Origin of the sequence: Aerosticca soli, assembly GCF_003967035.1 — a bacterium.
GTDB classification, from domain to species: Bacteria; Pseudomonadota; Gammaproteobacteria; order Xanthomonadales; family Rhodanobacteraceae; genus Aerosticca; species Aerosticca soli.
Genome location: NZ_AP018560.1, coordinates 647,617 through 669,601, shown reverse-complemented (window position 1 = coordinate 669,601; position 21,985 = coordinate 647,617). Strand labels below are relative to the sequence as shown.

General features: G+C 67.0%; 19 protein-coding genes and 3 tRNA genes. 10 read left to right on the top strand and 12 right to left on the bottom strand.

Annotated elements, in window-relative coordinates:
- Positions 1 to 2 precede the first annotated feature (2 nt).
- The 9 genes from ALSL_RS03050 to ALSL_RS03010 form a co-directional block, all read right to left on the bottom strand.
- Positions 3 to 938, bottom strand: a complete 936-nt coding sequence (locus ALSL_RS03050) for a poly(R)-hydroxyalkanoic acid synthase subunit PhaE (protein WP_126536306.1) — start codon at positions 936 to 938, stop codon at positions 3 to 5.
- Positions 939 to 1,161: 223 nt separating this feature from the next.
- Positions 1,162 to 3,264, bottom strand: a complete 2,103-nt coding sequence (pnp, locus tag ALSL_RS03045; RefSeq protein WP_126536304.1) for a polyribonucleotide nucleotidyltransferase — start codon at positions 3,262 to 3,264, stop codon at positions 1,162 to 1,164.
- A gap of 176 nt (positions 3,265 to 3,440) precedes the next feature.
- Positions 3,441 to 3,710: a 30S ribosomal protein S15 gene (gene rpsO / locus ALSL_RS03040; RefSeq protein WP_126536302.1), complete on the bottom strand. Its 270-nt coding sequence runs from the start codon at positions 3,708 to 3,710 to the stop codon at positions 3,441 to 3,443.
- Positions 3,711 to 3,867: 157 nt separating this feature from the next.
- Positions 3,868 to 4,776: a tRNA pseudouridine(55) synthase TruB gene (gene truB / locus ALSL_RS03035; protein WP_126536300.1), complete on the bottom strand. Its 909-nt coding sequence runs from the start codon at positions 4,774 to 4,776 to the stop codon at positions 3,868 to 3,870.
- A 42-nt stretch (positions 4,777 to 4,818) separates the two neighbouring features.
- Positions 4,819 to 5,190, bottom strand: coding sequence for a 30S ribosome-binding factor RbfA (rbfA, locus tag ALSL_RS03030; protein WP_126536298.1), 372 nt, complete (start codon positions 5,188 to 5,190; stop codon positions 4,819 to 4,821).
- 139 nt (positions 5,191 to 5,329) lie between these two features.
- Positions 5,330 to 8,083, bottom strand: coding sequence for a translation initiation factor IF-2 (infB, locus tag ALSL_RS03025; protein ID WP_126536296.1), 2,754 nt, complete (start codon positions 8,081 to 8,083; stop codon positions 5,330 to 5,332).
- A 101-nt stretch (positions 8,084 to 8,184) separates the two neighbouring features.
- Positions 8,185 to 9,690, bottom strand: coding sequence for a transcription termination factor NusA (gene nusA, locus ALSL_RS03020; RefSeq protein ID WP_126536294.1), 1,506 nt, complete (start codon positions 9,688 to 9,690; stop codon positions 8,185 to 8,187).
- 105 nt (positions 9,691 to 9,795) lie between these two features.
- Positions 9,796 to 10,329 carry a ribosome maturation factor RimP gene (locus ALSL_RS03015; protein ID WP_126536292.1) on the bottom strand — a complete coding sequence of 178 codons (534 nt, stop codon included), beginning with the start codon at positions 10,327 to 10,329 and terminating at the stop codon, positions 9,796 to 9,798.
- Between the two features lie 156 nt (positions 10,330 to 10,485).
- Positions 10,486 to 10,562, bottom strand: a tRNA-Met gene (locus ALSL_RS03010).
- Between the two features lie 122 nt (positions 10,563 to 10,684).
- On the opposite strand from ALSL_RS03010, the gene ALSL_RS03005 reads away from it, so the two are divergent.
- Positions 10,685 to 12,304, top strand: coding sequence for a tetratricopeptide repeat-containing sulfotransferase family protein (locus ALSL_RS03005; RefSeq protein ID WP_126536290.1), 1,620 nt, complete (start codon positions 10,685 to 10,687; stop codon positions 12,302 to 12,304).
- A 446-nt stretch (positions 12,305 to 12,750) separates the two neighbouring features.
- Here the strand turns inward: ALSL_RS03005 and ALSL_RS03000 are convergent.
- The 3 genes from ALSL_RS03000 to ALSL_RS02990 form a co-directional block, all read right to left on the bottom strand.
- Positions 12,751 to 12,824 (bottom strand) — tRNA-Cys (locus ALSL_RS03000).
- A 74-nt stretch (positions 12,825 to 12,898) separates the two neighbouring features.
- A tRNA-Gly gene (locus ALSL_RS02995) sits at positions 12,899 to 12,974 on the bottom strand.
- Positions 12,975 to 13,483: 509 nt separating this feature from the next.
- On the bottom strand, positions 13,484 to 13,984 hold the full coding sequence (locus ALSL_RS02990; RefSeq protein WP_003098996.1) for a DUF305 domain-containing protein: 501 nt from the start codon (positions 13,982 to 13,984) through the stop codon (positions 13,484 to 13,486).
- Between the two features lie 450 nt (positions 13,985 to 14,434).
- Between ALSL_RS02990 and ALSL_RS02985 the strand changes: the two genes are divergently transcribed.
- From ALSL_RS02985 to ALSL_RS02945, 9 genes are all read left to right on the top strand, one after another.
- The gene (locus tag ALSL_RS02985) at positions 14,435 to 15,181 is read left to right on the top strand and encodes a hypothetical protein (protein ID WP_003098991.1); all 747 of its coding nucleotides are present in this window, start codon (positions 14,435 to 14,437) and stop codon (positions 15,179 to 15,181) included.
- 118 nt (positions 15,182 to 15,299) lie between these two features.
- Positions 15,300 to 15,512 (top strand): AlpA family transcriptional regulator, encoded by a 213-nt coding sequence (locus tag ALSL_RS02980; RefSeq protein ID WP_003090093.1) that lies wholly within the window; start codon positions 15,300 to 15,302, stop codon positions 15,510 to 15,512.
- 42 nt (positions 15,513 to 15,554) lie between these two features.
- Complete coding sequence (locus tag ALSL_RS02975; protein WP_003098988.1) at positions 15,555 to 16,430, top strand: ParA family protein; 876 nt, start codon at positions 15,555 to 15,557, stop codon at positions 16,428 to 16,430.
- The gene (locus ALSL_RS02970) at positions 16,414 to 16,683 is read left to right on the top strand and encodes a hypothetical protein (protein ID WP_003050422.1); all 270 of its coding nucleotides are present in this window, start codon (positions 16,414 to 16,416) and stop codon (positions 16,681 to 16,683) included. The genes ALSL_RS02975 and ALSL_RS02970 overlap by 17 nt, the downstream gene beginning before the upstream one ends.
- The gene (locus tag ALSL_RS02965) at positions 16,676 to 18,355 is read left to right on the top strand and encodes a ParB family protein (protein ID WP_004350508.1); all 1,680 of its coding nucleotides are present in this window, start codon (positions 16,676 to 16,678) and stop codon (positions 18,353 to 18,355) included. Before ALSL_RS02970 ends, ALSL_RS02965 begins: the two co-directional genes overlap by 8 nt.
- A gap of 14 nt (positions 18,356 to 18,369) precedes the next feature.
- Positions 18,370 to 18,930, top strand: coding sequence for a DUF2857 domain-containing protein (locus ALSL_RS02960; RefSeq protein WP_003090097.1), 561 nt, complete (start codon positions 18,370 to 18,372; stop codon positions 18,928 to 18,930).
- A gap of 3 nt (positions 18,931 to 18,933) precedes the next feature.
- A complete protein-coding gene (locus ALSL_RS02955) occupies positions 18,934 to 20,172 on the top strand; it encodes an STY4528 family pathogenicity island replication protein (RefSeq protein WP_003116837.1) in 1,239 nt (412 codons plus the stop codon).
- Between the two features lie 429 nt (positions 20,173 to 20,601).
- Entirely contained in the window at positions 20,602 to 21,393 is a 792-nt protein-coding gene (locus ALSL_RS02950; protein WP_003116836.1) for a PFL_4669 family integrating conjugative element protein, read from the top strand.
- Positions 21,390 to 21,917, top strand: coding sequence for a DUF3158 family protein (locus tag ALSL_RS02945; protein ID WP_003098978.1), 528 nt, complete (start codon positions 21,390 to 21,392; stop codon positions 21,915 to 21,917). Before ALSL_RS02950 ends, ALSL_RS02945 begins: the two co-directional genes overlap by 4 nt.
- The last annotated feature ends 68 nt before the right edge of the window (positions 21,918 to 21,985 follow it).

The window sequence follows — 21,985 nt, the reverse complement described above, 5'->3', positions numbered from 1 at the left end:
CCTCACTTGGCCCGCGAGCCGCCGCGCGCCTTGCGCGCCCCTTTTTCCGGCAGGGTCGCCGCAGCGAGCACGGGTTGCGGCCGTTCGGCCTCGCCCGTGGCGACGGCAGCTTCCGCCTCGGCGCGCCCCGGCGCGACAGGCGCCCGATCCTCGTCCCGACGCTGCGCCTGGGCACGCTCCAGTGCGGCCACGGCACGACGGACTTCCTGCAGCCGGCGGCCGATGGTGTCCACCTCGCTGCGCATGGGGATGCCCAGCTCGCGGCACAGCCGCTCCATCTGCCTGACCTGCAGCTTGCGCAGCCGCATCTCCGCGTTGGCGAGCGCCCCACTGGTGGCCCGGAACTCTTCGGACAGCGCGAGTTCGGCGTAGGCGTCCTCATAGGCATCGACCCAGAGGTCGTAGAGCGCCCGCTGGGAAGCGGGCGGCTCGTCCCTGGCGCGGCGCTCCTCCAGGCGTTTTTGCATACGCTCGCTCGCGCCGAGCAGCACCTGCTGCAGCAGGGTCTGATGGCGCACGAAGGCTTCGAAGTAGTTTTCCACCGCCTTGAGCCAGGCCTGCTGCTCACGCTGGCGCTCGCGCGTGTAGCCGAGCGGCGCATAGTCGGCGCGGGCTTTGGCCGGCGCCGAGCCGCTCTCGAACCAGGCCATCCAGGGCGCCGGCGAGGGCTGCGCAGGCGCGCCGCCACCCGCGAACCAGGGCGGCACTTGGCCCGGCGCGGCCGGCCAGGTCCACGGCATCGTGGGCGGCCAAGGCGGCGGCGGTGCGGATGATGAGGCACCGGCGAAGAGATCGAACGGCGGCGGGAAAGGCATGAATGGCGCAAACGGTGCCGACGGCGCACCTGCCGGCGGCTGCCACGCCTTCATCCACGTCTCCCAGGCTTGCTGGGCGAGCTTGCGGTAGGCATCGAAATCCATGCTGGACGGGTCGGCCATGACGAGGGCACCGGAAAGGGATCTGCCCATCATCCTAGCAAACCGCGCATGACAGTCCGGGGCTCAAAGCGTCGCACCGCATGCCCAGGTCGGGGCACGCCCCGATACCCGCCTCGAGCTATCCCGCAAAGGCGGCCACACTGGCGCCTTCCCTCATGTCCGGAAAGCCAAAGGCCCGGCAAGCCGGGCCTTTGCAAGCACGTCGTCGGCCGCGTCGAGGCCTTCAGACGGTGCCTTCGCCCTCGCTCACCGCCTTCATGGACAGCCGGATGCGGCCTTGCTTGTCCACTTCCAGCACCTTGACCTTGACGATGTCGCCTTCCTTGAGCTTGTCGGACACCTTCTCCACGCGCTCGTTGGAAATCTGCGACACGTGCACCAGGCCGTCCTTGCCCGGCATGATGGTGACGAAAGCGCCGAAATCCATCAGCTTGGCGACCTTGCCCTCGTAGATGCGACCCGGCTCGACGTCGGAGACGATCTGCTCGATGCGACGCTTGGCCTCGTCGGCGGCGGCGCGGTTGACCGAGGCGATGACCACGGTGCCATCGTCGCTGATGTCGATGGTGGTGCCGGTCTCCTCGGTGATCGAGCGGATGGTCGCGCCGCCCTTACCGATCACCTCGCGGATCTTGTCCGGGTGAATCTTGACGGTGAGCAGGCGCGGCGCGTATTCGCTCATCTCGGCGCGCGGCGCCGGCAGCGCCTTGGCCATCTCGCCGAGGATGTGCAGGCGGCCACGCTTGGCCTGGTCCAGCGCCACCTTCATGATCTCCTCGGTGATGCCATCGATCTTGATGTCCATCTGCAGCGCGGAGATGCCGTCGGCGGAACCGGCGACCTTGAAATCCATGTCGCCCAGATGGTCCTCGTCGCCCAGGATGTCGGAAAGCACCACGAACTCGTCGCCTTCCTTGATGAGTCCCATGGCGATGCCGGCCACCGGCGCCTTGAGCGGCACGCCGGCATCCATCATCGCCAGCGAGGAGCCACACACCGAGGCCATCGAGGAGGAGCCGTTGGACTCGGTGATCTCCGAGACCACGCGCAGCACGTAGGGGAACTCCTCGATCGAGGGCATCACCGCCTGCACGCCCCGCTTGGCCAGCCGGCCGTGGCCGATCTCGCGGCGCTTGGGCGCGCCGAAGCGGCCCGTCTCGCCCACCGAAAACGGCGGGAAGTTGTAGTGGAACAGGAAGGTGTCCTTGGACTCACCCTCGGGCGCGTCGATGATCTGCGCATCACGCGTGGTGCCGAGCGTGGCCACCACCAGCGCCTGCGTCTCGCCGCGGGTGAACAGCGAGGAACCATGCGTGCGCGGCAGCACGCCGACCCGCGCCGTGATCGGCCGGATCTCGTCGAGCCGACGGCCGTCGATGCGCGTCTTGTCCTTGAGCACGCCGTCGCGCAGGGTGCGGTATTCGATCTCGGCGAAGGCCGTCTCGATGTCCTGGTCGGACCAGCCGCGCGAGGCCGCGGTCTCGGCGATGCCGGCCTTGACGTCGGCCTTGAGCCTGGCGATCGCGTCACGGCGCTCGAGCTTGTCGCGGATGGCGAACGCCTTGACCAGCCGGTCGCCGAGCACGCTGCGGATGTCGGCGTAGAGCGACTCGTCGCGCGGCACCGGCTCCCAGTGGAAGGTCTTGCGGCCGGCCTCGTCGGCGAAGCTGCGGATCGCCTCGATCGCGGTCTGCAGCTGGCGATGACCGAACATCACCGCGCCCAGCATGACCTCCTCGGAAAGCAGCTTGGCCTCGGACTCGACCATCAGCACCGCGCTGGCGGTACCGGCGACGACGAGGTCCAGGCCCGAGGTCTTGAGCTCGCTGGCGCCCGGATTCAGCACATATTCGCCACCCACGTAGCCCACCCGCGCGGCGGCGATCGGACCCTGGAAGGGCACGCCCGACAGCGTCAGCGCCGCGGAGGCGCCGAGCATGGCCGGAATGTCGCCGTCGACCTCGGGATCGAGCGAGATGAGCTGCGCGATCACCTGGACTTCGTTGCGGAATTCCTCGGGAAACAGCGGCCGGATCGGACGGTCGATCAGCCGCGAGGTCAAGGTTTCCTTCTCCGTCGGCCGGCCCTCGCGCTTGAAGAAGCCGCCCGGGATGCGCCCGGCCGAATAGAACTTCTCCACGTAGTCGACCGTGAGCGGGAAGAAATCCTGGCCCTCGCGGGCACGGGGAGCGGCCACCACGGTGACCAGCACGACGGTGCCGCCCATGCTGACCATGACGGCACCGGACGCCTGGCGGGCGATCTCGCCCGTCTCCAGCGTCACCTGGTGCTTACCGTACTGGAACGACTTGGTTACTTTCGCCACGTTGGAATCCCATTTTTAGAAGCAGTCGCCGCAGGCGGACAGCACACGCCGCATCGCGCGGCCATGCCAAACAGGCCAGCCGGCCAGCGTCGAAAAAACGCGCGTGCACGCAAAGCGCATGCCTGGCGTGGCATGCCGGCTCGGCCTGCATCGCGCGGACATGCGAGGCTCGCCTTTCAGCGGCGCAGGCCGAGCCGCTCGATCAGGCTCTGATAGCGTGCCGGGTCGCGCGCCTTGAGGTAGCCGAGCAGGCTCTTGCGCTGGTTGACCAGTTTGAGCAGGCCGCGGCGGGAGTGGTGGTCCTGCTTGTGCACCTTGAAGTGCTCGGTCAGATGCTCGATGCGGGCGGACAACAGCGCGACCTGCACCTCGGGGGAGCCGGTGTCATTGGGGACACGGCCATATTCGGCGATGATCTTGCCGGTCTGTTCTGCGGTAAGCGACATGTGTGGACTTTCCTGAAAAAAACGGATGCGGAACTTGCGCAACCTCACCGCGTATCGATGAAGTTGCGCAAGCTCCGCCAGGTTCACGGTGAGGATACAACTTTGGTATTGTAGCCAGCGCAGTGGCGGCACAACAAGGGCGACTTCAGGCTCAGGCTCATGAGCCGGCCGCCGGACGCAGTCCGCGCAGGATGCCGAGCCGCCCGTCCGCGCGTCGTTCCACCAGCGCCAGCAGCCGCCCGTCCTCGTCGAAGGCGGCGTGCGGACCGCGGGCATCGTCCGCCCCGGGCCATACCAGCGGCCGCCCATGCCGCACCGCCTGGGCCAGGCTCGCATCCAGCCGCAGCGCCGGCCAGTGGGCGACGCCGGCGGCCAAGGGCTGCAGCAGTGACTCGGCCTCACCGCGCGCGGCGGCTTCGGCAAGCCGCTCCAGCGTGATCATCGCCGGCGCGGTGAAAGGTTCCACCCACAGACGACGCAAGCCGGCCAGATGGGCGCCGCAGCCCAGCGCCTCGCCGAGCGCGACCGCCAGGCTGCGGATGTAGGTACCGGCCCCGCATTCCACGTACAGGCGCAAGGTATCGTCAGCGCGTTCGAGCAGATCCAGCCGATGGATGTCGACCGCGCGCGGCGCCACGGCCACCGTCTCGCCGCGGCGGGCCTTGCGATAGAGCGGCTCGCCGCCCTGCTTGAGCGCCGAATAAACCGGCGGCACCTGCATGATGCGTCCGCGCAGCTTCGCCAGCGCGGCCTCCAGCACGGCTTCATCGAAAGCCGGCACCGACTGCTCGGCGGTCACCTCGCCCTCGCGATCGGCGGTGGTGGTGGTGATGCCGAGCCGGCACTCGGCCAGATACGCCTTGCGCGCACCGAGCAGATGGCCGGCGAGCTTGGTCGCCTCGCCAAAACACAGCGGCAACAGGCCGGTGGCCAGCGGATCGAGCGCGCCGGTATGGCCGCCCTTGGCCGCGCCGAGCAGACGCCGCGCGGCCTGCAAGGCCTGGCTGGAACTCAAGCCGAGCGGCTTGTCGAGCAACAGGATGCCGTCGAGATCACGCCAAGGCATGGATGGCCATTTACGGGGATTGCGCCAGGCCAGGGGCGAGGATCACTCGCCCTCGCCTGCCGCGGCGGGCGGGTGATCCTCGCGCAGCAGGCGTTCGATACGCTCGCCGCGATCGACCGAATCGTCGTACTTGAAGCGCAGCTCCGGCACCCGGCGGATGCGCATGCTGCGCGAGAGCGCGCGGCGGAATTCGCCGGCCAGTTCGTTCAGCGCCTTCACCGCGGCGTGCGCGTATGACGGCTGCAACGCCGTGACCCAGACCGTGGCGAAATCGAGGTCGCGGGTCACCTCGACGTCGGACACGCTGACCGACGGCAGACCGTGGTCGCGCACGGCCGCATGCACGAGCAGCCCGAGTTCACGGCGCAGCTCGGCGCCGACGCGATCGGTACGTTTGAAGTCGCGGGAAGGCATGGGTAGCGCAGGAATCGAAAATCGGAAAAGGGAATGGATCGCGGGATACGGGCGTGGGGCAAAGGAGGCGGGAACGGTTTTCCATACCCTTCCCGCATCCATGGCCGCTATCTGCGCACGTCGTGAAAGCCGGCGCGCGTCACAGCGTGCGTGCCACCTCGATGCGCTCGAAGCACTCGATCTGGTCGCCGACCTTGACGTCGTTGTACTGCTTGACCGCGATGCCGCATTCCATGCCGCTGCGCACTTCGTCGACCAGTTCCTTGAAGCGGCGCAACGACTCCAGTTCGCCCTGGAAGACCACCGTGTTGTCGCGCAGCACGCGGATCGGCTTGTTGCGCTTGACCGTGCCCTCGATGACCATGCAGCCGGCCACCGCACCGAACTTGGAGGAACGGAACACCTCGCGCACCTGGGCCACGCCGATGATCTCCTCGCGCACCTCGACGCCGAGCAGACCGGAAGCGGCCTGCTTCACCTGGTCGATGACGTCGTAGATGATCGAGAAGTAACGCACGTCCAGGCCGTTGGCGTCGATCACCTTGCGCGCCGAGGCATCCGCGCGCACGTTGAAGCCGATGATCAGCGCCTTGGAGGCCGCCGCCAGGGTGGCGTCGGACTCGGTGATGCCGCCGACGCCGGCGGCGATCACGTTGACACGCACCTGGTCGTTGCCGATCTGGCCGAGTGCCTCGCGCAAGGCCTCCACGGAACCCTGCACGTCGGCCTTGACCAGGATGTTGAGCGTCTGCTGGCCGTTGCCTTGGCCCATCTGCGCCATGATGTCTTCCAGCCGGTTGGCCTTGGCGGTGCTGACCAGCCGCGTCTCGCGACGCTTCTGCTGACGCTCCGCGGCCACCTGGCGCGCCAGGCGCTCGTCGGCGACGACGACGAAGTCGTCGCCCGCCTCCGGCACGCCGGACAGGCCGAGCACCTGCACCGGGATCGACGGCCCGGCCTCCTGCACGGTCTTGCCGGTCTCGTCGATCAGCGCGCGCATGCGGCCGTACTCGATGCCGCAGACGACGAAGTCGCCGCGCTTGAGCGTGCCCTGCTGCACCAGCACCGTGGCCACCGGACCGCGGCCCTTGTCCAGGCTCGATTCGATCACCACGCCGGACGCCGGACCGTCGACCACGGCCTTGAGCTCCATCACCTCGGCCTGCACCGAGATGGCGTCGAGCAGCTCGTCGATGCCCATGCCGGTCTTGGCCGACACCGGCACGAACATGGTATCGCCACCCCAGTCTTCCGGGATGACTTCCAGGTTGGCCAGCCCTTGCTTGACGTGGTCGGGATTGGCGTCGGCCTTGTCCATCTTGTTGAGCGCGACGATCAGCGGCACCTTGGCGGCGCGCGCGTGCTGCACCGCCTCGATGGTCTGCGGCATCACGCCGTCGTCGGCCGCCACCACCAGCACCACGATGTCGGTGAGCTGGGCGCCGCGCGCACGCATGGCGGTGAACGCCGCGTGCCCGGGCGTGTCGAGGAAGGTGATCACGCCCTTGGGCGTTTCCACGTGATAGGCGCCGATGTGCCGGGTGATGCCACCGGCCTCGCCGGCCGCCACCTTGGTGCGGCGAATGTAGTCCAGCAGCGAGGTCTTGCCGTGGTCGACGTGGCCCATGATGGTGACCACCGGCGGACGCGGCTGTTTCTCGCCCTCCAGCTCGGCGCTCTGCGTGTGCGCGGCGAGCGCGGCTTCGGCGTCGTTCTGGCTGGCATCGACCGGCTTGTGGCCGAGTTCCTCGACCACCAGCGTTGCGGTGTCGCGGTCGATGGCCTGGTTGATGGTGGCCATGACGCCCATCTTGAACAGCGCCTTGACCACTTCCGAGCCTTTCACCGCCATCTTCTGCGCAAGATCGGCGACGAGATTGCTGTCGCCGATCGGCACTTCGCGCACCACCGGCGCGGTGGGGCGGGAAAAGCCATGCGTGCCGCTGGCCGGCTGGTTGCGGGCGCCTTCCCGGGGCGTGCCCCTGCCGGGCTTGCCGCGCTTGGAACGGCGCGCGGCATCGGAAAGATGCAGCTCGCCGGAGGCGAAACGCTTGCCGCCCGGACCTTCGTCGCGCTCGCGAACCTCGTGTCGCGATTTGCCCGCAGCAGCACGGGCAGCCTCGGCCACGGGTGCCGGCGCTGGGGCCGGCGCAGCAGGGGCCGGCGCGACCGGCGGCTTCTTCTCGCGGCGCCTGGGTTCGTGGACGCGCGGCAGGATGAGCCCGAGCGAGCTGGTATCCAGCCGCTGCACGCCAGGCGTGGCGGGGGCCGCCGGCACCGGCTCCGACACGGCCGGCTCGGTGGTTGCCGGCTCGGCCGGCACCGCCGCGACGGCCGCCTCGGCGGCCTGCGCCTGCGCCTCGGCCAGACGGCGCGCTTCTTCTTCCTCTGCCTGGCGGCGGCGCGCCTCTTCCTGACGGCTGGCCTCTTCCTCATGGCGGCGCTGCTCGGCCTGCGCCCGCGCGCGCTCCTCGTCGGCGCGCTGCTGCTGGGATTCCTGCAGTTTGCGCAGGGCCTCCTCGCGCTCGCCGTCGACGGCGGCCTCGTCGGCGATCACGCTGCGCTTGACGTACGTGCGCTTGGCACGCACCTCGACGTTGACCGTCTTGGCCGTGCTCGCCGCGCCACGTCCACCCGGCGTGGCCACCTTGATCTCGCTGAGCTTGCGCCGCTTGAGCGTGATCTGGCGCGGCGCGCTGTCGTCGGCCGCATCCGCATCGCCGCCCTTGCCGTGGGTGCGGCGCAGGAAGCCGAGCAGCTTCATGCGCTCGGTGGTGCTGATGAGCTGGTCGGCGGCGGAGAAATGCATGCCGGCCTCGGCCAACTGGCCGAGCAGCTTCTCCACCGGCATTTTCACTTGCTCAGCAAGCTGTTTGATCGTGATATCCGACATCTGTACCTTTCTCCGCCTTGCCTTGCGCCTGCATCCCGCGAATCGACCGCACCGCCCCTAAATAAGGACGTACTGCCTTCCGGCAGTCACTACGGACCGCTTCAACCGCCCTTTTCCAACCGCTCGATCAGCGGCGCACGCGCCGCCATGATCAGTGCCGCGGCGCGCTCCTCGTTCATGCCTTCGATGTCGATCAGATCGTCGACCGCAAGGTCGGCCAGATCGTCCACCGTGGCCACGCCGCGCGCCGCGAGCGCATAGGCGGTGTCCTCGTCCATGCCCTCGAGCGCCAGCAGCTCCTCGCTGGGCTGCGCCTCGTCGGCGCCTTCCTCGGCGGCCAGCGCCTCGGTGAGCAGCGCATCGCGGGCGCGGGCGCGCAACTCCTCGACGATGTCCTCGTCGAAACCCTCGATCGCCAGCAGCTCGGCGCTGGGCACGTAGGCGATTTCCTCGATGCTGGAAAAGCCTTCCTGGACCAGGATGTTGGCGATTTCCTCGTCGACCTCGAGCTTTTCCATGAACAGCAGGCGGGAGGCCTCCTGCTCGGCCTCGCTCTTGGCGCGGACCTGATCCTGGGTCATCACGTTGAGCTGCCAGCCGGTGAGCTTGCTGGCGAGGCGCACGTTCTGGCCGCCGCGGCCGATCGCCTGGGACAGCTTGTCCTCGGCCACCGCGATGTCCATCGAGTGCTTGTCCTCGTCCATGATGATCGACTGCACCTCGGCCGGCGCCATCGCATTGATGACGTACTGGGCCTGGTTCTCGTGCCACAAGATGATGTCGACGCGCTCGCCGTTCAACTCGTTGGACACCGCCTGCACGCGCGAACCGCGCATGCCGATGCAGGCGCCGATGGGATCGGTGCGGCTGTCGTGCGCGACCACCGCGATCTTGGCGCGGTCGCCCGGATCGCGGGCGCAGCCCTTGATCTCGACCAGCCCCTGGCCGACCTCGGGCACCTCGAGCTTGAACAGCTCGATCATGAACTCCGGCGCGGCGCGCGAGACGAACAACTGCGGGCCACGCGCCTCGGAACGCACCTCGTAGAGGTAGCCGCGCACGCGGTCGCCGACGCGATGCGATTCGCGCGGAATGGTCTTGTCGCGCGGGATGAACGCCTCGGCGTTGCCGCCGAGGTCGAGATACACGTTGCCGCGCTCGACACGCTTGACGATGCCGGTGACGAGCTCGCCGACGCGATCCTTGTAGGCATCGACCACCTGCTGGCGCTCGGCCTCGCGCACGCGCTGCACGATCACCTGCTTGGCGGCCTGCGCGGCGATGCGGCCGAACTCGGCGTTCTCGATCTGCTGCTCGATGTATTCGCCGACCTGGGCATCGGGCCGCTCATCCAGGGCGTCCATCAGGCGCACCTGGTAGTACGGCGACTCCATCTCGGCGTCGTCGGCGATGATTTCCCAGCGCCGGAAGGTCTGGTAGTCGCCGGTCTGGCGATCGATGCTCACGCGGATGTCCGGATCCTCCTCCGGATAGCGCTTCTTGGCCGCCGAGGCCAGGGCGGCCTCCATCGCCTCGAAGATCACCTCGCGCGGGACGCCCTTTTCATTGGCGACCGCGTCGACGACCAGCAGCAGTTCTTTACTCATTGCAAGGCAACTCCATGACTTTGTGCGTCTGTCCTTAGGACGCGATAGGTGCTTTCCAAGGAGCGCCGTCCATGGCGAGACCCCTCGAAGCCGTATTCAAAAAATTCAATGCGCTTTCCTGCCGGGCTTCTTGCCGGGCCTGGGCTGTGGCGCATAACCGAGCGCCACCCAGTCCGGCACCACGCGGGCGCTCTCCACGTCGGCGTGGTCGATCGTCCATGACCGGCCCTCCGCCTCGAGCGTGATGCGCTCCTCAACCACTGCGAGCACCCGGCCGCGCAGGCGCCGGCGCCCCTCGATCGGCATCCGCAGCAGCAGCTTCACTTCCTGCCCCACCACCCGGGCGAAATGGCCGGCGGTGAACAGCGGCCGGTCCAGCCCCGGCGAGGATACTTCGAGCACGTAGTGGCCCGGAATCGGATCCTCGACGTCGAGCAGCGCGGACAGCTCGCGGCTGGCGGCCTCGCAATCGTCCAGCGTGACTTCGCGCGTACCCGCTTCTGGACTTCCCGGCGGGATGTCCAGATAGACGCGCAAGGTGCCCTGTCCGGGGCCGGACACGAATTCGACGCCCAGGCATTCCAGGCCGAGGTCGCCGAGGACCTCGTCGAAACGCCGTGCCAGTGCCTGCGTATCCATGTGAAAAACCGTTTTTTCCAACGCCGGAAACAAAAAATGGGCTCACGACGGCCCATTTCCATAGCAACCTTGCCGGGACGTCGGCCGATGAGGGCCGCCGCCGGTTTGCCGCCAACAAAAAAGCCTCGCGAGGAGGCTTTCTTGTCAAGAAAGTCGTGGTAGCGGGGGCAGGATTCGAACCTGCGACCTTCGGGTTATGAGCCCGACGAGCTGCCAGACTGCTCCACCCCGCATCAGGAGCCGCTAACTATAGCGACGTGGCCGGGTTTTTGCAAGTACGCACAGACCCATCGGATTTGAGGGCATGGCGCCAGCGGCATTCGCTTTCGCCGACCGGCCAGCTAGCATCGTCGCCATGCCTACCGCCGCCCCGCACGACACCTCCATGGCCACTCAAGGCGTGCGGCTGGACGGCCTGGACGCGACCGGCGTGGCTCGCCTGCAGGCCGCTGCCGGGGCCATCCGCGACGGCGACGAGCGCGCCGCGCGTCAGTCGCTCGCCGCCGTCCTCGACCGTGCGCCGGAACACCCCGAAGCCTGGCGTCTGTATGGCCTGCTGCACATGCGCCTCTTGCAACCGGAGGCGGCACGGCAATGCTACGAGCGCACCCTGGCACAGTGGCCCGACTATGCACTGGCACATTCGGACTTGGGATCCGCCTGGCAGGCCCTGGGACAAACCGAAGCTGCGCGGGCGAGCTGGCGCCGCGCCTGCGAGCTCGCGCCTCATCTGCCGCCGCCCTGGTTCAACCTCGGACGCAACCTGCAGCAACTCGGCGCCACGGCATCGGCGGTCGAGGCCCTGTCCCGGGCGACAGAGCTGGCGCCGCAGATGCTGCCAGCGCAGGTGCTGCTCGGCGACGCACTGGCCCATCTCGGCCGCATCGACGAGGCGAGGTCGCGATACCGCCGGGCGCTCGACCTCGCCGCCACCTGCGGCGATGCCTGGCGCGGCCTGGCCAACCTGCGGACGCGGCCGTTTGACGAGGGGGATCGCCAGCTGCTGCAGGCGCTGCTGGCCCGGCGCGATCTTTCGGCCGGCGATCGCATTGCGCTCGGCTTCGCACTCGGCAAGGCCTGCGAGGACCTGGACGACTACCCGGCCGCCTTCGCCGCCTTCGCCGCCGCCAATGCCGAACAGCGACGCCTCGCCCCGTGGCACGCCACAGCCTTCCATGCGCTGGTCGAAAGCGTGCGCGTCGCCAGCACGGCCCTGCCGGCACCGGCCGTGTCCACGCTCGGACGGGAGGTGGTCTTCATCGTCGGCCTGCCACGCTCGGGATCGAGCCTCGTCGAGCACATCCTCGCCGCGCATCCGCACGTCGAGGGGGCGAGCGAACTGCCGGACCTGCCCGCCACGCTGGCCGAGGAATCGCGCCGCCGGGGGCGGCCGTTTCCGCACTGGCTCGGCGAGGCCTCCGCCACGGACTGGCAGCGCCTGGGCGAACGCTACCTGGAACGCACCGGGCACTGGCGCCGCCAGCGGCCGATCCATACCGACAAGCTGCCGGAAAACTGGCTCTACGCGGGACTGCTGCGGACCATGCTGCCGGCCGCGAGAATCGTCGACGTGCGCCGCGACCGATTGGAGGCCGGCTGGTCCTGCTACCGGCAGCCGTTCCAGCGGACGCCGCATTTCGCCTGCACGTTGACCGACATCGCCGCCTACATCCGCGACTGCGAGCGCACGCTCGATGCTTGGCGCATGGCCGAGCCGACGCGCATCCGCTCCCAGTCCTACGAAGCCCTGCTCGAGGATCCGCAAGGCCAGATCCGCGCCCTGCTCGATTTCTGCGGGCTGCCCTTCGATCCGGCCTGTCTCGACTTCCACCGCGCCGAGCGCAGCGTGCGCACCGCCAGCGCCGCGCAGGTGCGCGAACCCTTGCGTCGCGACACCGCACGCGCGGCGCGCTACGGCGCAAGACTGGACCCGTTGCGGCTCGGGCTCGGTCTGCCGCCATTCACCGAGGGATGAGCGAACGGCGCTTGGCGCATCCTGTCTGGGGCGGATGCCCCGGAGCGCGGCGTGCGCAGCAGCGAGCCAAAAGGTGGTGCCCGAGGCCGGAGTCGAACCGGCACGCCTTGCGGCGAGGGATTTTCGTACCACTTCGGCTTTCGCCGCCGGCCGCGCCGTTCGTGGTCTGGAGCACGCCTTCACCCTAGCCTTGCCGGCCTTAGGTGCCCGCCGTCTGCTCTCTACACCTTCCCGATGCACTCGGGCTTGGCTCGGCGTTGGCGCGGATGGTCCAGGGCGTTCGCCGACTTTGACGGGCTTCACCCGCCCGGTTTCCCGGTGCGGGGCTCAAAACTGCTTCAAGTCCCTTGTGTCTACCGATTCCACCACTCGGGCAGGCGCGTCATCCTAGCACGGGCCATGCAGGGGATCTTTCAGGATGCCAAGCCCGGCTGGGCTGGCGGCAATGGAGGCCAGGGTCGGAATCGAACCGGCGTACACGGCTTTGCAGGCCGCTGCATGACCACTCTGCCACCTGGCCATTGCCGGCGGGCAGCCCCGCCATGAAACGAAAAACCCCTCGCGGGGATGCCCTTTGGGCCATGCTTGCAAACCTGGAGCGGGAAACGAGACTCGAACTCGCGACCCCGACCTTGGCAAGGTCGTGCTCTACCAACTGAGCTATTCCCGCATCAGGAACCCAAAACTATATACAGACCCGTCGCGCTTGTGAAGTCCGCCATGCGCAAAAGGCAAAGGCCCCGGCGAACCGCCGAGGCCTTTGCAACGTGCATCTGGAGCGGGAAACGAGTCATGCACTAGAGCGCTAAGTCTCTGTTTCCCAATCACTTTCTCCACTGTGGTGATCAGCGAAGAACTCAATTATAGCCTTGTTTTTCGCCCTCGGCAACAAAGTTCATCCAACCACTTCCACCAGCGTCCAAGGATGATCCATCCACCCGTCGTTACGCCTGATGCGTCCAGCTGCTGAGCGGGTTCGCTATCGAACTCCAACTTGCGACGATCATGACTTGCGCTCGCTCCGCAGGCAGCGCGGGGTGGTGTCGCGTGGACTACCTGGCACCTGGACGGCTGTAGGACACAACCGCCGGCATCGGAACACCGCAAGTACTCATCTTTACATCGCTGCGGCTAACTTCGCCGGAGCGCAACGCGGCGCCAGTGTAGTGGCAGCCAGCCTCAACGAAGGCGTGCAGCAATCCGGTTCATCTGCTCGATCTCCGCGCGCTGGCCATCGGAAATCGCTTGGCATAGGTTGACGAGTTCCGGATCTGAGAGCTGCGCCTCGCGGCACATGAGGATCGCTCCCGAATGGTGCGGGACCATAGACGCGATGAACTGTCGATCGCCGATTCCGGTTTGAGCACGGGTAGCGGCAAAAGAACCGAGTGTGAGAACGGCAAACAAGCCGTACAGCACGAGATTGAGCCGCCGGTTTGGAAACATGCCGGGCATTGTCGCTAGCATGAAGATGCCCATTGGCGCCCACATAGTGACCGCCATGTAGAGCATGTTGAGATTGTTTCTGAAGTCCCTGGCGCCGTCGATCATGCTGAACATTACGAAGTACATGACGACGAGGCCCAACACCATGTTCACCCAGAACTTGGCGTATGGTCGGCCGTGCTTACCCATCTGACCGGATGTGTGATGTTGATGTTCATGGGAATGTTCAGCCATCTCCGTCTCCTATGTGCTGGGGCAACCTGGCAGGGTCACTGGTACTGCGGCAGATACTTTGTCGATATATCAGCATGTGGAGCGATGCATCACTAACCGCTGATTTCCAGTCCCCAACTGGACGTAGGGGCGTCGAACGCTTCAACTCGCTGGTCTTGAACCGTCTGGATATCAGACCATACCAAATCGGTCTTGATGGGCTTTGCGCCACCTATGACGCTGGTACCGTGAGCGCCAATATCGAGCTTGCGTCCTCATCGCTCGATGGGCCGGCAACTGATCGATTCTTGCATATCAAGCAAGACAAGGCCACCTGCGGCGGACGCCAATGGCCTCCTCCGCCTTCGCTTAGGGCATCGCCTCAAGCGTCCGTCGCAGGCCATAACGACACAACAGCCCTTGGGCAAGAAAGGAGCCGGTGATGTAGCGCACCCGAAAGGAGACGAAGACATGCACAAGGACATTTCAACATCAAAGGTGTTCTATCGTCCCATCGAGGCGGCCATCCGATGGGCTGGGTTGCTGCGGTATCTCCCGATGATCCTGGCCACGATCGCGTCACCGCGTGTCCTGCCTCGGTCGCTGAACTGCCCTCGATGGAATGAGTGCCGGCTGCACTCGGAACGTATCTATGACGGCATCCTCAACGGAGAGCTGCCCTACGGCAAGAACGGGATCACGCTCAATGATCCGAACCTGCTCAATTCTCTGGATCTGACTGTTCGCCATGTCGATCTAAAACGCTGGATGCGCACCCACTATCCCGAGCACCGGCCAGGATTTCTGTTCAGCCGTGGCGAACGCATGGCGCATCCTTTCATCACCATGGAAACAGGACAGGCGATCCTCGTGGAGCGGCTGGCCCTTCAGGCCGCGCTTGAACAAGCCCGACGTGAGATGCGAGAACTGCAGGAGCAGCACGACACGCTACTCAAGCAATCCTCGGTGCTGTTGGCATCCAAGCAATGCGAGATCAGCGAACGGGCGGAAACGACCTATCTCAACATCATTGGAGGGATGTTGACGCTGATGCTGAGCCAGTCGCCTTCAGGCGTGCCCTATTCCAGCTTCAAAACGCAGGAGGCCCTTGTCTCTGCATTGGTCGCCCACTACGGCGGCACCATGGGCATCACTGAGCGCACCTTAAACGGAAAGTTCGCCAACGCTAAGAGGTACGTTCGTAGCGCAAGCGCATGAGGTTATCCAGCTTGTATGTGCAATCGCGGAGATTGCATTTGCAATGTCTTTCCGCAGCCAGGTCTATTGAATAGAGGTCACGCCAACAAACGCCACCGAGCGTTCAGGAGTGACCGCCATGTCGCAGACCCCTGTACTCCCGCCGAACGAGCGCCGCATCCTGCGGCTCGATGAAGTCGAAGCGAAGTCCGGCTTCAAACGCGCCCACATCTACAACCTGATGAAGAAGCGCCAGTTCCCTCAGGCGCTGCGCCTGGGCGTGCGCGCTGTCGGCTGGGATTCGATCGAAATCGACCAGTGGATCGCCGAGCGCCTCAACCACCGGACCTGACCCGCTCTCCCGCGGACTTCCCATTCCCAGCCGGAGAGCGCCATGCAGGTCGTGTCCATCATTTCAACGAAGGGCGGCGTCGGCAAGACCACGACGGCCGCCAACCTGGGCGGGCTCGCCGCGGACGCGGGCCTGCGCGTGCTGCTGCTCGATCTCGACGTGCAGCCCACCTTGTCCTCCTACTACGAACTGACCCAGCGCGCGCCGGGCGGCATCTATGAGCTGTTGGCCTTCAACGAGCGCGACCTTGGCCAGCTCGTGTCCCGCACGATCATCGCGGGCCTGGACCTGGTGCTGTCCGACGACCACCGGGGCGAGCTGAACACGTTGTTGCTGCATGCGCCGGATGGCCGCCTGCGGTTGCGGCATCTGCTGCCAGCACTTGCTCCCCTCTACGACCTGGTGCTGATCGACACCCAGGGCGCGCGTTCCGTGCTGCTGGAGATGGCGGTGCTCGCCTCCGATCTCGCGCTGTCGCCCGTCACGCCGGAGATCCTCGCGGCACGCGAGCTGCGGCGCGGCACCATGCAGTTGCTCGAAGACATTGCGCCGTACCGGCACCTGGGCATCGAACCGCCGCCGCTGCACTTGCTCATCAACCGCGTCCACCCGGTGTCCGCCAACGCACGGCTGATCCAGCAGGCCTTGCGCGACCTGTTCCAGGACAGCGCCGGCATCCGCGTGCTCGCCACCGACGTGCCGGCCATAGAAGCGTATCCACGTGCCGCAACGCGCGGCCTGCCGGTGCATCGGGTCGAGCACCGCCAGCCGCCCGGCAGAGTCGCCCCTGCCGCGCTCGACACGATGCGCGCGCTCGCCAGCGAGTTGTTCCCGCAATGGCAGGACCGACTGGCTCAAGTATCCGGCCGCCCGCAGCGACCTCTTGATCCTGGGAGGCCCCATGGCGAACGCACATGAGCTGGCCCGCGGCCACAAGCGGCTGCGCGCCCTGATCGAGTTCGCGGTCGGTGAGGGCTGGCACGTCAAGCGCACGCCGGGCGGGCACCTCAAGTTCACCAAGGCCGGCTGCGCGGCGATCTACACGAGTTCGACAGCGAGTGACCACCGGGCCGAATTGAACGCCCGTGCGCAGATCCGCCGCGCCGAGCGAGAGGCCCGCATGGCGCCGGCCGGCGGTCGTGGGGACTGCGAGGGGTGCGGCCATGGCTGACATGACCTCGCAGGACATGGCAGGCAAGCTGCTCGCGGCCGGCTTCGAGCGCAGCGGCCCAGCGGCTACGGCCTTGAGCGACCCGATCGCGGACACGCCCATGGTCGTGACGCTGGACCAGTTGCGGCCCTACGACCATGACCCGCGCATGAAGCGCAACCCGGCTTACGAGGAAATCAAGGCATCCATCCGCGAGCGCGGCCTGGACGCGGCGCCGGCCATCACGCGCAGGCCCGGCGAGGACCACTACATCATCCGCAACGGCGGCAACACGCGACTGGCGATCCTGCGCGAACTCTGGTCGGAGACCAAGGAAGAACGCTTCTTCCGCATATCGTGCCTGTTCCGACCATGGCCGGAGCGCGGTGAAATCGTCGCGCTGACCGGGCATCTTGCCGAGAACGAACTGCGCGGCGGCCTCACGTTCATCGAGCGCGCGCTCGGCGTCGAGAAAGCACGGGAGTTCTACGAGCAGGAGAGCGGCGCCGCCCTGAGCCAGTCGGAACTGGCCCGCCGCCTGGCGGCCGATGGCTTCCCCGTCCAGCGGTCGCACATCACCCGCATGGCCGACGCGGTGCGCTACCTGCTGCCCGCCATTCCCACTGTGCTCTATGGCGGCCTGGGGCGCCACCAGGTCGAGCGGCTGTCGGTCATGCGCACGGCCTGCAAACGCACCTGGGAGCACTACGCCAAGGACCGTTCGCTGCCGCTGGACTTCGACAGTTTCTTTCAGGAGGTGCTGGCGCAGTTCGACACGCAGGGCGACGAGTTCGCGCCGCAGCGCGTGCAAGACGAGCTGATCGGCCAGATGTCCGAGCTGCTGGGCATCGGCTACGACGTGCTGGCGCTGGACCTGACCGAATCGGAAAGCCGCCACCGGGCGCTGGTCAGTGACCCGACGCCACCTGCGGCGCAGCCGGCGTTGCCTTCGCCCACCGCCGGCACGCCGACTCCGCCGGGCGCAGCATCGTCCATCGCCACGCCTGCAGCGGCGGCCGGTCCTCCACCCGCCAGCCCTCCGGCGTCCGAGCCCACCTTGCGCCACGACGACACGGCGGTTGGCGAAGCGGCCACGGGAAGCCAGCCGGCCGCACCGGGCGATCTGCTTCGCGAGCACATCGTCTCGCCAGCACCGACGACAGAACGGCTCCAATCGATCCAGCGCATGGTCGCCGACCAGTTGGGCGATGCGCTGCCGCCCGACTTCTCGGCGAGCGTGCTGCAGTCCATCCCGGTGCAAGCCGGCGGACTCTATCCGATCTCCGACGTCTGGTACATCGACGCCGGCCTGGACACGCCCGATCGGCTGCGCATCCACATCGCGCAGTTCGCGCGCGAGATCGCCGGGGAGGCAGGCCTGGACGAGTGCATCGAGGATCGCGCCGATGGCATCGGGTTTGCGTGCCGCGCCCGCGGCCAAGCCCCGTCGCCGCTCGGCCGCGCGGTGCTGACGCTGCTCACTTCCCTGACGGGTCAGCCCGTCGCCGAAGCGGGCCTGGACGGCGCGCAGCTCGCCGCCGACCTGCCGACCCTGTTGCACGGCCAGAGCCAAGGCCATGGCAGCGGCGCAAGGCGCTTGAGCGACACGGCGTTGGTCAAGCTCTTTCGGCTGCTGCGCCTCGCCCGGCGTCTGCTGGACCTGGAAGCCGGCACCACGGCGCCCGGGACGTGAGCGAGGGAGGCCGCATGTCCACATCGCATCCGCTCAACCAGGCCGTGATTGCCCAGGCGCTGTATGACCTTCGCAACGGCCAACTGCGCCGCTGCAAGGCCATGGGCTTCGGCGAGGCCGAGCTGGATGCGCTCAAGCACCCCGCGCTGATCAGCGTGCTGGCCAACGCCAGCGTCTCGTGGTGCTCGGTCACGGTCAACCGCGAAGTGCTGCAGCGCCTGCTCAACCAGGCACAGGACGTGGAGAAGGAAATCGCCACGGTCGATCGCATGCTGCGGCTGGGGGCCAGCACGGAGATGGTCAGCCGCTTCTATGGCCTGACCCATCAGGAAGTCGCCCTGCGGCGGGAGATCCTCGGCCTGCCCAAGCGCAAGGGGCGCCACCCCGTCCTGGACGAGACCCAGGACACCGAACTGTGGCGGCAATGGAAAGCCGTGACCAGCAGCAGGAACGTCGATCTGGAGGACGAGACCTCGATTCTCGATGCGGCCATGGACCTGGCCGAGGGCATGTCGCTGCCGCTCTCGGTGGTCTGGGCCGCGATCAGGAACTGGGTCGATCAGGGATTGGGCTAGGCCATGGCCGTGGACGACACCGCCCCACGAGCCCAGCGCCCTGGCCCCATCGCACTCGCCGACCTGTTCGACGCTGCGCTGAAGGACCTCGCGCCCAAGTCCAGCTCTGGCGCTCCCGCGTCCCTGCCTGCTCCAACGCCCACGCCTCCTACGTCCGGCGACGCCTTCCTGTTCAGTGGCAATCGGCACGAGAGCGTGCCGCGGCGGCTGTTCCTCGACCGCCGCCTGACACCGCTGGAGCGCAACGCCTGGCAGGTGTTCCGATTGATGCTCAACGACGATGGCGTCACGGCATTTCCCACCTATGAGCAGTTGCGCCCCTGGCTGGCGTCGATGCCCTGCGCAGGCCAGGCCTCCCATGAGACCGTGGCGCGGGCGCTGACGCTGCTGCGCCTGACGCGCTGGCTGAGCCTCGTGCGACGACGGCGCGACCCCAAGACCGGTCGCATCCTCGGCAACCTCTACGTCCTGCACGACGAACCGCTGACGCCGTTCGAGGCGATGCAACTCGACGCCGACTACCTGGCCCTGGTCAGCCAGTCGCTGGGGCATTCGGCCAAGGCCGTCCAGGTGGTGGGACTCAACACCCTCCAGGAGATCGCGGACGACCCGATGCTGTCCGGACGCACCTTGCCGTCGCGGCTGCAAGTGCTCGCCGAGCGCCTGGCCGACCAGGGCATCACCGCCTCCGAAAGTTATCCACAGGAGGATGCGGTCCACGATTCCGAAGAAGGGCCCGCGAGCCTTCTTCGGAATGGCGATCGCCCATCTTCGGAATCCGAAGCAGGGCCGAAACCCGCGCCAGACGGCGCTCTTCGGAATTCGAAGCAGGACCGTACAGTACGTAGTAGTCGTATTGATGAAGTACGTACTACCGCGCAGGCGCGTGCGCTGGGCGACCTGCAATGGCCCAAGCGCTTCGCGGAACTGAAGGCGGAACAGCAGGCCGGAGCCAAGATGGCGTTGCAGCAGGTGGACGCTGCCCTGCGGCAGGCCGTGCTGGACGAATGGGCCGCACGGTGCGGCAAGCATGGCATCCGCAACCCCGCCGGTTATCTGTTCGGCATCATCCAGCGCGCCATGCGCGGCGAGTTCAATGCCTGGGCCAAGCAGACCGGCCCGGCACCGCCAACACCATCGGCGGCGCGAGCGCCACCAACCGAGCCGCCGCGCAACGTCGTGCCGCCCGAGGTGGCCCGGCAGCACATCGAGCGCCTGCGCGATCTGCTGCGCAAATCCTGAGCACAGGGCTTGTCAAAGCCGTGAAGTAGATCTCCATGGCGGTCGGCAGAAACGGTCCCCTGGGGACGGCTGTGCGGTGAAGCGCCGGGCGACGGCGCGACATGCTGCGCAAAACCTGAGTAGAGCGCATGCAAGACCATGAAGCAGACCTCCATGGCGCTCAACGGAACGGTCCCCTGGGGACGGCTGCGCGGCGAAGGATCGTGTCGAACGGCAGCGCGACGTGCGGTGCAGCACGCATACCGTCAACAACCGAGGACGGGAACGCCGATGTGAGTGCCCATCTGCGGAGCGGTCCCCAGGGGACCGTTGCGCGCTGCGCCGCCAGCGCGCACAGAACCGGGGGTCGGCTCATTTCGGTTTGTTGACTGACTGCCTTCCGCTGCATGCGGATGCTGGCGGCTCCCTGTCCACCAGCGAGCGATCACCATGGCAACCAGCAACGAACCATTGCAACTCAACCTCGGCTCCCTGCGCAGCGCGATGTCGCTGACGCTGCACACCCACCACGCCTCGCGCATCTGGCATGGCCGCGCCGCCGCCGAGGGGCGACCCGGCATCGTCGGCCTGAACGGCTACATCGCCGTGATGAACAAGATGAAGCGCGGCTCGGAGCAGGACGACCCGTACAGCGACTGGTGGATGTTGCGCATCGAGGAAAAGCTCGACCAGACCAGGACCACGTTGCAATCGCTGCGCGAGCAGGTTGACCAGGCACTGGCCGGCGTGCCTGCGGCGTTGAGCCTGGGTGAGAACCTCAACGTGCAGCCGGTGAAGCTCCCCTTGTTCGTGAACGCGCAGCTCGGCTTTGCCGCCGTCTATCTGCTGGCCGACTACGACGACATCGCCCGCAAGCTGATCCTCGCCCACCACACCGCGCTGATCGATCGCTCGACGTTGGAGCGCTGGCTCAACGAAGGTGCCCACGCGCTGCGCAGCCTGTTCAGCCTGGCCCAGCAATACCGCTACTCGGGCTGCACCCGCGACGACTTCGCGGCCAAGAACGCCGCAGCTCGGGCAGCATTGGAGAAGTTCGGCGAACTGCCGCAGGACGTGCTCGAAGGCATGCGCCGCTCGAAGTTTGCGCCGCCCGTCGTGCGCCGTGGTCTGCAACAGCGTGGTGATAGCGCTGCCGCAGCCGCATCTCCCACCGACGAAGGCGCTGCCGCCGATTCGGCCGAGGCCAAGTCCACAGCCGCCGGCGAGGACGAACCGGCATGAGCGACCCGAACCGCGAACCGCGCTACTTCCGTCGTCTGGAACAGCCAGCCTTCATGCGGCTGGAACACGCGGCCTCTCTAAAAGGCCTTTTAAAGCCTTTTAAAGGTAAAGGGGACTTCGAGGCCTGGGCCAGCCAGTGCTTCGCCATGCGCGACGAGTTGATTGCCCTGGCGCAGCGACAGGTGCTGCCACAGGCGTGCGGGCATCCCTTCCACCTGCTTCCCGTCGAGCTGGCCCAGCAGACCACTGGCGCAGGCACGACCTTTCTTCGCTGGCGCAAGCACGATCGATCGGCCATGGGCGTGGCGTTGTGGCAGGAGCTGATGGCGAGCCCCAGCACGCCGGTCAACCTGCTGCACGACCTGCACGAGATCGAACTGCAGCGCGTCATGCTGAACATGCAGATCAGCCTGCTGCACACCCTGGGCAGGCAAGCACAGGAATGCGCCAGCAAGGCCGCGCAGGCGGACAACACCTACCTGCGCCGGCTCGCGTCCGTTCCTGCCGCAGTGCGCGATCGGTGATTGCGCCTGCCATCCGAGCACGCGCCCGAGCCCAACGAGGCACGGGTATTTCAACCACCACGGAGATT